This is a genomic window from Devosia sp. BK (assembly GCF_032907385.1).
In the GTDB taxonomy this organism is placed as follows: domain Bacteria; phylum Pseudomonadota; class Alphaproteobacteria; order Rhizobiales; family Devosiaceae; genus Devosia.
On sequence record NZ_JAIMBX010000002.1, the window covers coordinates 165071 to 177695 of the forward strand.

Here is a 12625-nt window from a genome sequence, read left to right on the forward strand (position 1 = left end):
GTCAGCCATGGCCAAGAAGCCGCAGCAGCTTGCAGTCGATACGCGTCCATGGCGCGATACTGCAAACCATAAGCCTTTCGTGCGCATCAAGAACGTCACGAAAAAATTCGGCGACGTCTCTGCGGTCAACGACGTCTCGCTCGACATCTACCGCTCCGAACTCTTCTGCCTCCTTGGCGGTTCGGGCTCGGGCAAGTCAACCTTGCTGCGCATGCTGGCTGGTTTCGAAACCCCGACTTCGGGCACCATCGAGATCGACGGCCAGGACATGACCAATGTCGCGCCCTATAATCGTCCCGTGAACATGATGTTCCAGTCCTATGCGCTCTTCCCGCATATGTCTGTCGAGCAGAACATTGCCTATGGCCTCAAGCGCGATCATCTGCCCAAAGGCGAGATTGCCGATCGCGTCGCCGAACTCCTGAGCCTCGTCAAGCTCCAGGACTATGGCCGCCGCCGCCCCCATCAGCTCTCCGGCGGTCAGCGCCAGCGCGTCGCCCTCGCCCGCGCACTCGCCAAGCGCCCCAAACTCCTCCTCCTCGACGAACCCCTTGGCGCGCTCGACAAGAAGCTGCGCGAAGAAACCCAGTTCGAACTGGTGAAAATCCAGGAATCGCTCGGCGTTACCTTCATCGTCGTCACCCACGACCAAGAAGAAGCCATGACGCTCGCGACGCGCATCGGCGTCATGAACCAGGGCGAAATCGCCATGATCGGCGAGCCCACCGACATCTACGAATTCCCCAATTCCCGCTTCGTCGCCAATTTCATCGGCTCGGCCAATATGGTCGAAGGCGTCGTCACCGAGGATGAGCCGGGCCATGTCCGCATCCGCTCAGCCGAACTCGGCTGCGACATCTATGTCGGCCACGGCGTCGATTGCGCCCCCGACCAGCTCCTCTGGTGGGCCATCCGCCCCGAAAAAATGTCCCTGAGCCGCGAAAAGCCCGAAGCGCTCCACGACGCCAACGTCACCTCCGGCGTCGTCGAAGAAATCGCCTATCTCGGCGATATCTCGCTCTACCAAGTCGCCCTCGAAAGCGGCAAACGCATCCGCGTCAGCCAAACCAACTCCGTCCGCGGCAACCCCGACGCCATCACCTGGGAAGAAAAAGTCTACGTCACCTGGGGCGACAGCTCCGGCTCGGTGCTCACGGTATGACCATTTTGTGCCACATGGCCGAAGGCCACCTCTCCCTTCGGGGGAGAGGTCGGCGCATAGCGCCGGGTGAGGGGGCCTTTCCTTTTCACGCTGCCATCAAGGCCCCCTCACCCCAACCCTCTCCCCCAAGGGAGAGGGAGCGGACCGAGCCAATTTGCACCAATGGGGCCGCCCCATGACCGCCACCCACGACCCCACCATCCCGCCACCGCGGCGCCTCAAACCCTGGAACGCCGTCGAACGTGGCCTCGCCAAGGTCGGCATTTCCGGCCGCATGCTGGTGCTCTTCGCGCCGGCCCTGTGGCTCCTGATCTTCTTCCTCGTGCCGCTTGCCGTGGTCTTCGGCATTTCGCTCGCGACCAAGCAGTTCGGCCGCCCGCCCTATTCTGCCCTCCTCTCGACCGAGGACGGCACGGTGCAACTCACCCTGCACCTCTCCAACTACATCCGCATCTTCACCGACAATCTCTATGTTGCGGCCTATCTCTCCTCGATCCGCATCGCGGCGATTTCGACCGTCATCACGCTGCTGGTCGGCTATCCGATGGCCTATGCCATCGCCCGTGCCGACGATCGCTGGCGCAACATCCTTCTCATGCTGGTGATCCTCCCCTTCTTCACCTCATTCCTCCTCCGCGTTTACGCGCTCACCGGCTTCATGCGCGGCAACGGCGTCATCAACCAGCTCCTCGGCCTTTTCGGCATCGAACCGCTCGTGATGATGCAGACCGATTTCGCCGTCTATGTCGGCATCGTCTACACCTACCTGCCCTTCATGATCCTGCCGCTCTATACGACGCTGGTAAAACTCGACGTGTCGCTCTTTGAAGCCTCCGCCGATCTTGGCGGCCGCCCCATGCGTACCTTCCTCTCGATTACCCTGCCGCTCTCGCTGCCGGGGATCATCGCCGGCTCCATGCTGGTCTTCATCCCGGCCATTGGCGAATTCGTCATCCCCTCGCTCCTCGGCGGGCCGGAAACCCTGATGATCGGCCGCGTCCTTTGGGACGAGTTCTTTACCGCCGCCAATTGGCCACGCGCCGCCGCCGTGGCGGTCGCCATGCTGGTCGTCGTCGTCGTACCGATCATGCTGATGCAGCGCGCCCAAAGCGCCGTGGTGGAGAAGTAGCATGTTCCGTCGTGGCTGGTTCCTCCCCATCGCAGCGGCCCTCGGGTTCACCTTCCTTTACGCGCCCATCGTTTCGCTCGTCATTTTCTCGTTCAATGAAAACCGGCTGGTCACCGTCTGGTCCGGCTTTTCGTTCAAGTGGTATGGCGAGCTGTTCCGCGATCCGCAGATGCTCAATGCCGCTTGGCTCAGCCTCCAGATCGCCGCGCTCAGCGCCAGCATCGCCCTCGTCCTCGGCACACTGGCCGCCGTCGCCCTCGTCCGCTTCCGCCGTTTCCGTGGTCGCACGCTCTTTTCCGGCATGGTCTCGGCTCCGCTCGTCATGCCTGATGTCATCACTGGCCTCGCGCTCCTGCTGCTCTTCGTCGCCATGGAAAGCTTTATCGGCTGGCCCCGTGGCCGCGGCATGTTGACCATCGTCATCGCCCACTCGACCTTCTGCATGGCCTATGTCTGCGTCGTCGTGCAGTCGCGCCTATCGGATTTCGACCGGAGCCTTGAAGAAGCTGCCATGGACCTCGGCGCCTCGCCCGTCCGCACCTTCTTCGATATCACGCTCCCGATCATCGCCCCGGCTCTCGTGTCCGGCTGGCTCCTCGGCTTCACGCTCTCGCTCGACGATTTGGTGATCGCGAGCTTCGTCTCCGGCCCCGGCTCCTCGACCTTGCCCATGGTGATCTTCTCCAAGGTCAAGCTCGGCGTCTCTCCCGACGTCAATGCCCTCGCCACCATCATCATCGGCATCGTGGCCACCGGCGTCCTGATCGCGACGATCATCCAGCTCCGCACGAAGCCGAAAAAAGCTAGAGCCTGATCCACCGGCCCGATCCCTCCCCCTCCCAGGGGGAGGTTAGGTGGGGGTCACCGCCCCGTGAAAATCTTGTGACTAGACAAGCCGAAAAATGAGGCGCAAGCTCCTCACATGTTCAACCAACGTGAAGGAGGTGATCCAGTGTCTTTTGAGAATTCGGTGCTCGAGGTCCTGGGAATGTCGGTGCAGTCAGGGAGTGATCTCGGCTAGCACGCGCCTCCTCAGGCTCAGCGCCTGTCACTCAGGGAAGGGTCGCTCCGCGGAGCGGCCCTTTTCCTTTTTCTGGCCCGAGGGACGGCCCGCGCCCGCAAGGGCTTGACGGAAAGCCGCGGGCCATTGATACCGCTGGCCTCACTCTTTCTCCGGAGGCCCGCCTTGTCCTCGGCCAATTTCGTCCTGACCCTTTCGTGCAATGACCGCCCGGGCATCGTCGCCGCGGTCACCACCGAACTTGCGGCGCTCAACGCCAATATCGCCGAATCCAATCAGTTCTGGGACAAGGAAACCGGCCGCTTCTTCATGCGCCTCGCCTTCACCGCGCCCGATGGCATGGGCCGCGACCGCATCGAAAAGGCGCTCCGCTCACCCATCGAGCGCTTTGACATGAAGACCGCGCTCAGCGACGAAAGCCGCCGCAAGAGAATCGTCGTGCTGGTCAGTAAATTCGACCACACGCTCCTTCACCTGCTCTACCAAATCCGCGTCAACTGGCTCGATGCCGATGTCGCCGCGATCATCTCCAATCACGTCGACGCGCAAAAGATCGCCGAAGACGCCGGCATTCCCTACCACTACCTGCCCGTCACCAAGGACACCAAGGCCGACCAGGAAGCCCAGGTGCTCGAGATCGTCAAATCCGTCGGCGCCGATCTCGTCGTCCTCGCGCGCTACATGCAGGTGCTCTCGGACAATCTCTCCACCCGCCTTTATGGCCAGGTGATCAATATCCACCACTCGTTCCTGCCGAGTTTTAAGGGCGCCAAGCCCTATCACCAGGCCCATGAGCGCGGCGTCAAAATCATCGGCGCCACCGCCCATTACGTCACGCCCGATCTCGACGAAGGCCCAATCATCGAGCAGGAAACAGCCCGGGTCACCCACGCCATGAGCCCCGACGACCTCGTCGCCGCCGGCCGCGACATCGAAAGCCGCGTGCTTGCTCGAGCCGTGAAATTGCACCTCGAAAGCCGGGTGATGCTCAATGGCAAGAAGACGGTGGTTTTCGGTTAGGCGCCTAAGCGCCACAACCACAGAATGTCATCCCGGCGAAGGCCGGGACCCATCTTGAGATCTCAGGATAGGCCCCGGGTCAGGCCTGGGGTGACAATCGAGAATGCCCAGAGGCCGGACCCTAAGCCACCTCATCCACCGGCAAATCCTCCAGATTCAGCGAATCCGCCAAACTCGTCCGGTCCAGCACCGCCCGCGTCGCCAGCGTCACGCGCTCGAACACATGGCGGATCTCGCAAGCCGCTTCGTCCTTGCAATCCTCGCACTTCCGATAGGCGATCTTGGACAGGCACGGCAGCGGCGCGATCGGCCCGTCTATCAGGCGCAACACTTCGCCATACATGATCTCCTCGGGCGCCCGCACCAGTTCGTATCCGCCCATGCGCCCTCGGCGGCTCGTGACAAACCCAGCGCGCTTAAGCTCAAGCAGGATCTGTTCAAGAAACTTCTTCGGGATCGCCTGGTCGCGAGAGATTTCGCCGATCATCCGGCTTTCCCCCCGACCGGCGCGGGCCAGGGCCACCAGAGCCCGCAACGCATATTTGGCCTTTTGCGATATCATCGCGCCTAATCCCTCGGCTCCGGCTTGACCACCGGAATGCCCGGCGTCTCGGTATTGGCCGCGTCCGCATCGGGCTCGTCATCCGTCGCAGCGGGCTTTTCGGCCCCACTGTCACCGTTTTCGCCATTCTCTGCAACAGTTTGCGACGGTTTAGGCGCCTCTTCGAAGGCCGGCTCGGCAACCACGTCCGCTGCCGGCTCCTCGGCCAAGACCGGTTCAACAGGCGCTGCCGGCGTAACGGCGATCACAGGCTCGACCGGCCCCACCACCGGCAGGTCCGACGCCACCAAAGTCGGCGTCTCTACCTCCACCACTGGCTCCGGAACCACCGCCTTTTCAACCGCAGGCGCCGCAGGCTCAACAGGTTCAGCACTCTCCGGCGCCACAACCACCACTTCATCGATGGCCGCCGGCGGCTCGCCAATCGATGGCGTTTCGTCCCTACCGGCAACCTCGGCCGGCTCGTCCGTCTCCGCCTCGATCTCGACGACCTCCGCCGGTGGCACCACCGGGGCTTCCGGCTCCTTCACAGCCGGCGGCGGCAATTCGATCACCGTCGGCGCATAGAGCACTTCAACTTCCGTCGCCTCCGGCCGCACGATCTCGACCACTTCGGCAATCGGCGACACAGCCAGCGCCATGCCGGCCGCCTGCGCCACGATATTCTCCGTCGGCGGCAGTTTCGGCTCGTCCGGTTCGGGCGTCACTGGGGCCGGCTTGTCTTCCCCAGCCTGCAACAGCGCCAAAATCCCCTTGCCGATTTCGCGCTCGCCGCGAATGACCACACTGGCCCCCAGCCCGCGAAGGAACGTCTCTTCTTCTTCCGAATAGGCGCGCGCCACGATCGATATCTCGGGATTGAGCTTGCGCCCGCTCTCGACCACCGACCCCGCCTCGAATGCATTTGAGATCGCGACAAGAAGGTTCTTGGCCCCACCAAGATTGGCGAGTTTCAAGACATCTTGGCTCGCCGCATTCCCATAGATCACCTCGAGCCCAGCGACCCGCGCCGCCGCCACGTCATGATCGGAATCCTCGATCACCACCACGTCGCGCCCGGACGTTTTGAGACCATCGGCAACGATCCGCCCGACCTGCCCATAGCCAACGAGCACGGCGTGCCCGCTCAGCGTCAGCGGCTCGGTGAGATCATCGTCCGCCCCCAGCGCCCCGCGCTCGATCCCCGCCTCACGCGGAATATCGCTCGTCGCCGGCCCCTGCGACACAGTCGCAAATTCACCCGGCTCCACCCGCCCATCGCCCGCCGCTGCAGCCGCGGCCACTGGCCGCCCATAGCGCGTCTCAAGTTTTGGCCGCATCCGCTCCAGAAGGAAGAAAACGATCGGGTTGAGCACGATGGAAATCAGCGCCCCGGCCAGGATCAGGTCCTGCCCCTCTTGCGGCAGGATGGCGAGGCTCACGCCCATGCTTGCGAGAATGAAGGAAAATTCGCCGATCTGCGCCAGGCTCGCCGAAATGGTCAGCGCCGTCCCCACCGGCCGCCGGAACAGCAGCACGATCCCAAAAGCCGCGATCGACTTGCCGACGACAATAATAAAAACCGTCGCCAGCACCGGCAGCGGATTGGTGATGATGATGGTGGGATCAAAAAGCATACCCACCGAGACGAAGAACAAGACCGCAAAGGCATCGCGCAGCGGCAGCGTTTCGTTGGCCGCCCGATGGCTGAGTTCGCTCTCCGAAAGGATCATGCCGGCAAAGAACGCGCCGAGCGCCAGCGACACGCCAAAGAGCACCGCCGACCCCAAGGCCACTCCGAGCGCAATGGCGAGGACGGCCAGCCGAAACAGTTCGCGGCTCCCGGTATGCGCCGTCAGATGCAGCGCCCAGGGAATGAGCCGCCGCCCGACGATCAGCATGAAGCCGACAAAGGCCGCAACCTTGACGAGCGTGATAATCAGCACGCCCCAGATTCCCACCGGCGCGTTGACGATCCGCTCGACGAAGGACACGAAGGGGTCATGCACCCCGGTATCGACGCCATTGAGGCTCGCGATCGCCGGCACCAGAACGAGTGCCAGCACCATGGCAAGGTCTTCGACGATCAGCCAGCCGACCGCGATCCGTCCGCGTTCGCTCTCGATCAAGCGACGATCCTGCAAGGCTTTGAGCAGCACCACGGTCGACGCCACCGACAGCGCCAAACCAAACAACAGCGACCCGCCGATCGGCCAGCCCAAGAGCGTTCCCAGCCCCGCGCCCAGCGCGGTCGCGACGGCAATCTGCGCAATGGCCCCCGGAATGGCGAGCGCCCGCACGCTCATCAAATCCTTGAGCGAAAAATGGAGACCCACGCCGAACATGAGAAGGATGACGCCAAGTTCGGCAAGCTCCGCGCCCAGCGCCTGATCGGCGACAAAGCCTGGCGTATGCGGCCCGACCAACACACCGGCAAAAAGATAGCCCACGAGCGGCGGCAGTCGCAGCCGGTTGGCGATCATCCCGAAAATATAGGCCAGCACCAGACCCGCGACGATCGTCGAGATCAGGGGGGTACCATGGTGCATGGACAGGGCTCCGGGGCTTTGAGGGGAAATCTCTATGGCAATAGTGGTGTATCGCCGTTTCCCACGCAAGCGCGGATCGCCCTCCTGGGTCAATCCCTTGGCGGAACACGGCAATGCAAGTCAGAAACGGTCCAAACTTGGCTGAATGATGTCGCCCCCATTCATCCCCCGTTCAGCCAGGAATGGCCTGGCGTCTTGGGCTTTGCCTCACCCCTTCAACAACCACCAGATGTCACCCCGGCGAAAGCGGGGCCTATCCTCAGCTATCAAGGTGGAGCGCCCACGCAACCAGAAGCAGTCTCGCCATTTCGGGGCTACTAATCCGTTCCCGCGAACTCCGCCCTTCCCTCGGGCTCGACCCGAGGGCCTATGCGGGAGCCACCACATCCGGGATCGGCCAAGTGACCCTCGGGTCAAGCCCGAGGGAAGATCGATGACTGAGATGAAGCACGGTGAGGGCAAAAATCCCCCCTCAACTCACAATCGTAATCTTCTCCGCCGCCCGCGTGATCCCGGTATACAGCCACCGCGCCCGCTCCTCGCGGAATACAAAACTCTCGTCGAACAGATACACATTGTCCCATTGGCTGCCCTGCGCCTTGTGGACGGTCAGGCAATAGCCAAAGGTGAATTCGTCGAATTGCCGTCTTTCGGTCCAGGCCATGCTTTCTTCTTCGCCTGAGAAGAAGGCCTTGTGGGTCAGCACCTTCGCTTCGCCCTTGCCCTCATCATCGGCGAGCATCAGGCTCCATTTGCCGTTCGAGCGCCGGGTCACATCGGTCGCGATCCAGATCTGCCCATTGAGCAGTTTCTTGCGCGGATTGTTTCTGAGGCACACCATGCGGTCGCCCACCACCGGCTCATGAAAGGGCAGTCCCTTCAATTCGCGCAGCCGATCATTATAGGTCAGGCGCGTCTTGTTGCGCCCCACCAGCACCTGGTCCGCCTCAAGCACCGCATCGCGATCGACCTTATCGCGCCCGACGACAATGCTCTCGCCATAGCGGCCATGCTCTAAAAACCCGCCTTCGCGCACCGCCATCGACAGCTGGATGATCGGATTGTCGGCCGCCTGACGGTGAATTTCGGTCAGCATGACATCGGGCTCTTCGGCCGTAAAAAAGCCCGCCCCCTGCACCGGCGGCAATTGGAACGGATCGCCGAGAACCAGGATCTTCGTGCCAAAGCTGAGGAGATCAGCGCCGAGCTGCTCGTCGACCATCGAGACTTCGTCGATGACGATCAGGTCCGCATCCGCCGCCGGGCTTTCGGGGTCGAGCACGAAGCGCGGCTCGCCCTCTTTTTCGCTGACGAGCGTATAGATCAGCGAGTGGATGGTCTGTGCGCCCTTGCAGCCGCGCTTGCGCATGACGAGCGCCGCCTTGCCGGTAAAGGCCGCATATTTGACCGAGCGGATATCCTGCGCCAGATGCACGGCCAGCGTCGATTTGCCGGTCCCGGCCCAGCCAAACAGCCGAAACACCTGCGGACCGTTTTTGTCCTTGAGCCATTTGGATACCGCAACGAGCGCGGCATCCTGCTGTCCGGACCAGATATGCGCCATCAGCCGATCACCGTCCGCACCGTGCCCACGCCCGCAATCGCGCCCTCGATCCTGTCGCCCCGCACCACCGGGCCAACGCCAGCCGGCGTGCCGGTCATGATCAGGTCACCTGCCCGCAGCGTCACGAATTGGCTGAGATAAGCGATAGTTTCGGGCACGCTCCAGATCTGGTCGCCGAGATCGCCGCGCTGGCGTTCTTCGCCATTGACCAACAGCGTGATCGCCCCGCTCGTCGGGTGCCCGATGGCCTCGGCCGGTTCGATCGTCCCGATCGGTGCTGATTGATCGAACCCCTTGGCCATTTCCCACGGCCGCCCTGCCTTTTTTGCCACCGCCTGCAGATCGCGCCGCGTCATATCAAGCCCACACGCATAACCATAAACGTGGGTCAGCGCGTCTTCCGCCGCGATATCCGCCCCATCCTTGCCGATAGCAACAACCAGCTCCACCTCATGGTGAAAGTCCGAAGTCTGCGGCGGATAGTCGATGCCAGCGCCACCAACGACGACGGCATCGGCGGGCTTGGCAAAGAAGAATGGCGGGTCCTTTACGTCATTGCCCATTTCCTTGATGTGCTCGGCATAATTGCGCCCAACGCAATAGACGCGCCGCACGGCAAAGAGCCCACCGCGCGCGATGGGGATGGAAACCGGGGCATGCGGCTCGAATAGAAAATCAGCCACGCTTGAAATCCTCTGCATAGGGTCCGATGAGGTCGAGATCGACCGGGCTCAGGCGATCCTGCGCCGTAAACGATTGGTGCCAATAGGGATAAAGCAAATTGGGCCGGCTGACATCGTCCAGCCGCTTGCGTTCCACTTCGCTCAGTTTGAAATCGGCGGCGAGGAGATTGTCGCGAAACTGCTCTTCGTTGCGCCCGCCGATCACCACCGAGGTCACGCCGGGCCGCCCGATCAGCCAGGCCAGCGCCACCTGCGCGCCCGATACGCCGCGCTCTTCGGCAATGGCAACGACGACGTCGATGACATCGTAGAGCTTGTCCCAGTCATAGACCGGCGGCTCGCGGAAGCCGCCGACGTGCCGCCCGCTTTCCGGCCCACCATTGCGGCGATATTTTCCTGAAAGCAGCCCGCCGGCCAGCGGCGACCAGACCAGGATCCCCAGACCCTGATCCTGCGAAATCGGCACCAGTTCATATTCGGCATCGCGCGAATGGAGCGAATAGTGGATCTGCTGGGACACGAACCGCTCGCCGTGCCGAACCCCCGCCGCCATCAGCGCCTTCATGATGTGCCAGCCCGAATAATTCGAGCACCCGATATAGCGGACATGGCCATGGCGCACGAGCGTATCGAGCGCTTCCATCGTCTCCTCGATCGGCGTCCGCCCGTCCCATTCGTGCACCTGGTAGAGATCGATCACATCGGTCTTGAGACGCTTCAAGCTCGCCTTGCACTCGGCAATGATATGGTGCCGCGACAGCCCGATATCATTGGGCCCATCGCCCATCTTGAACCGCACCTTGGTCGCGATCAGCGCTTTTTGCCGGCGCCCATTCTCGCTCAACACCTCGCCCAAGATCTCTTCGGACACGCCGGCATTATAGACATTGGCCGTGTCATAGAGATTGATCCCGGCATCGAGGCAGAGATCGACCTGCCGCGCCGCCGCCGATTTATCGGTATTGCCGATCTTCTCGCTGCCTCCAAAGGTCATGGTGCCCATGGTCAGGGTCGAGACCTTCAGCCCCGATCGTCCGAGATAGCGATACTCCATCGGCCATTCCTCCTTTGTTCTTCTCCCCAAGGGCTAAAGACTTGCGGGAGTCGGGTCAATCTTGCTCTTGGAAATTCCCATGGCGCCCGTGCCCGCAACCCGCTAAGCAGCCCCAGCAATCGGGGATCATCATGGCTCACGCAGAACACGTCCTTGCCACCTGCCATTGCGGATCGGTCTCGATCCGCCTCCCCAAGGCGCCAGCCGAAATCACCCATTGCAATTGCAGCCTCTGCCGACGCTATGGCGTGCTCTGGACCTATTACGCCATAGCCGATGTCACCATCACGTCAGAAAAGCCCACCGACACCTATGCCTGGAATGGCAAAAACGTCGATTTCCACCGCTGCTCCGGTTGCGGCTGCGTGACCCACTGGTATCCGCGCAAGGCAAGCCGTGAGAGCCTCGGCATCAACGCGCGCCTGCTCGATCCAGAAATCCTCGCCGCCGCCCAGATCCGCTATAAGGACGATGCGGGCACCGGCCTCTTCATCTAACGATTTTCCTCCGAAAGCCCGATCGTGCGGCCCAATTCCGTTCTCTTCCCCGTGCTGCTGATCGCCCTCGGCATGATCGTCACCCAGACCGGCGCCAGCTTTGCCAAAATGCTGTTTCCGCTTGTCGGCGCAGCCGGGGCCACCACGCTCCGCCTCACCATCGGCGCCGTGGTGCTCATCGCTGTCTTCCGCCCCTGGCGCTATCGCCTCACTCGCGTGCAATGGCGCGCCGTGCTACTCTATGGCGCCGTCATGGGCACCATGAACCTCACCTTCTACGCCGCGCTCGAACACATTCCCCTTGGCATTGCCGTCGCGCTCGAATTCACCGGCCCCCTCGCCGTCGCCCTCTTCGGCGCCCGTCGCCCGCTCGATTTCCTCTGGATCGTCCTCGCTTTGTCTGGCTTCGCGCTTCTTCTGCCCTGGACTGGCTTTGCCGGCGATATCTCGCCCGTCGGCGTCGCCCTCGCCCTTTGCGCCGGTGCCTGCTGGGCCGGCTATATCATTTTCGGCCAGCGCGCCGGCACCGGTGGCGGCCCCCATATCGCCGCGCTCGGCGTCGCAACGGCCGCGCTCATCGCCCTTCCCTTCGGCATCGCGACGGCCGGTACAGCCCTCATTGACCCCACCATCCTCCCCCTCGGCATTGCCGTTGCCCTCCTCTCGAGCGCCATCCCCTATACCCTCGACATGGTCGCCCTGCCGCTGATCCCCGCCCGCCTCTTCGGCATTCTGATGAGCGGTCAACCGGCCATGGCGGCCCTCTCCGGCCTCGTCATCCTGGGCGAAACCCTGACGCTCCTGCAGATCCTTGGCATGGCCGCCATCATCCTCGCCTCGATCGGCGCCACCGCCACCATCCCGAAACCGGCACCGATCGCACACTAAGGCTGGATTTTTCCTGTTCCATCAGCATAGTGCCTGCCCGTGAGTGTGTCGGGAGCGAGGTCCACCATGCTGTACGCAATTCTCTGCTATAACGACGAAAAAGCCGTCTCGACCTGGACCAAGGAAGAAGACGACGCCTGCATGGCCCGCCTCGGCGAAGTCCAGGATGGGCTGCGCTCCGTCGGCAAGCTCGGCCCCGTCGTGCGCCTCCAAAATACCACCGAGGCCAAGACCCTGCGCAAGGCCAATGGCGAGCACGTGGTCTTTGACGGCCCCTTCGCCGAAACCAAGGAGCAGTTCCTCGGCTTTTACGTCGCCGACGTCGACACCATCGATGAAGCCGTCGATTTCGCCAAAAAGCTCTCGGTCGCCAATCCCGGCCCCGGCGCTTATGAAATCCGCCCGCTCCGCATCTATTTGCCAAGCGCCCTGCCGGACACAGTCGCAGTTTGACCAAGGCCCGAGGCAGTATCTGCTTAACCGCGTTGGGCATTTGGCAACGCGGATTTTACGCTTC

Annotated in this window: 11 protein-coding genes and 1 pseudogene; 7 read left to right on the forward strand and 5 right to left on the reverse strand. The window is 62.6% G+C overall.

The window, feature by feature from the left end; genetic code table 11:
* The first annotated feature begins 7 nt into the window (after window positions 1-7).
* From DevBK_RS12675 to purU, 4 genes are all read left to right on the forward strand, one after another.
* On the forward strand, window positions 8-1162 hold the full coding sequence (locus DevBK_RS12675) for an ABC transporter ATP-binding protein (protein WP_062630685.1): 1155 nt from the start codon (window positions 8-10) through the stop codon (window positions 1160-1162).
* A 175-nt stretch (window positions 1163-1337) separates the two neighbouring features.
* Window positions 1338-2291: an ABC transporter permease subunit gene (locus tag DevBK_RS12680; RefSeq protein WP_061908258.1), complete on the forward strand. Its 954-nt coding sequence runs from the start codon at window positions 1338-1340 to the stop codon at window positions 2289-2291.
* A gap of 1 nt (window position 2292) precedes the next feature.
* Window positions 2293-3105 (forward strand): ABC transporter permease subunit, encoded by an 813-nt coding sequence (locus tag DevBK_RS12685; RefSeq protein ID WP_061908259.1) that lies wholly within the window; start codon window positions 2293-2295, stop codon window positions 3103-3105.
* 372 nt (window positions 3106-3477) lie between these two features.
* Window positions 3478-4332: a formyltetrahydrofolate deformylase gene (gene purU, locus DevBK_RS12690; protein ID WP_317185717.1), complete on the forward strand. Its 855-nt coding sequence runs from the start codon at window positions 3478-3480 to the stop codon at window positions 4330-4332.
* 121 nt (window positions 4333-4453) lie between these two features.
* Here purU and DevBK_RS12695 read toward each other — a convergent pair whose 3' ends face one another.
* From DevBK_RS12695 to DevBK_RS12715, 5 genes and pseudogenes are all read right to left on the reverse strand, one after another.
* The gene (locus DevBK_RS12695) at window positions 4454-4894 is read right to left on the reverse strand and encodes an RrF2 family transcriptional regulator (RefSeq protein ID WP_061908261.1); all 441 of its coding nucleotides are present in this window, start codon (window positions 4892-4894) and stop codon (window positions 4454-4456) included.
* Between the two features lie 665 nt (window positions 4895-5559).
* Window positions 5560-7422: pseudogene (locus tag DevBK_RS12700) on the reverse strand (cation:proton antiporter); the annotation flags it as partial.
* Between the two features lie 472 nt (window positions 7423-7894).
* Window positions 7895-8986 carry an ATP-dependent RecD-like DNA helicase gene (locus DevBK_RS12705; RefSeq protein ID WP_061908262.1) on the reverse strand — a complete coding sequence of 364 codons (1092 nt, stop codon included), beginning with the start codon at window positions 8984-8986 and terminating at the stop codon, window positions 7895-7897.
* Window positions 8986-9669: a fumarylacetoacetate hydrolase family protein gene (locus tag DevBK_RS12710; RefSeq protein WP_410494071.1), complete on the reverse strand. Its 684-nt coding sequence runs from the start codon at window positions 9667-9669 to the stop codon at window positions 8986-8988. The genes DevBK_RS12705 and DevBK_RS12710 overlap by 1 nt, the downstream gene beginning before the upstream one ends.
* Window positions 9662-10723 carry an aldo/keto reductase gene (locus DevBK_RS12715; RefSeq protein ID WP_317185718.1) on the reverse strand — a complete coding sequence of 354 codons (1062 nt, stop codon included), beginning with the start codon at window positions 10721-10723 and terminating at the stop codon, window positions 9662-9664. Before DevBK_RS12715 ends, DevBK_RS12710 begins: the two co-directional genes overlap by 8 nt.
* Before the next feature lie 131 nt (window positions 10724-10854).
* Here DevBK_RS12715 and DevBK_RS12720 point away from each other — a divergent pair, with 131 nt between their 5' ends.
* The 3 genes from DevBK_RS12720 to DevBK_RS12730 all read left to right on the forward strand — a co-directional run bounded on the left by DevBK_RS12720 (window position 10855) and on the right by DevBK_RS12730 (window position 12561).
* Entirely contained in the window at window positions 10855-11220 is a 366-nt protein-coding gene (locus tag DevBK_RS12720) for a GFA family protein (RefSeq protein ID WP_317185719.1), read from the forward strand.
* A gap of 24 nt (window positions 11221-11244) precedes the next feature.
* Window positions 11245-12108, forward strand: coding sequence for an EamA family transporter (locus DevBK_RS12725; RefSeq protein ID WP_317185720.1), 864 nt, complete (start codon window positions 11245-11247; stop codon window positions 12106-12108).
* A 66-nt stretch (window positions 12109-12174) separates the two neighbouring features.
* Window positions 12175-12561, forward strand: a complete 387-nt coding sequence (locus tag DevBK_RS12730; RefSeq protein ID WP_317185721.1) for a YciI family protein — start codon at window positions 12175-12177, stop codon at window positions 12559-12561.
* Window positions 12562-12625 lie beyond the last annotated feature (64 nt).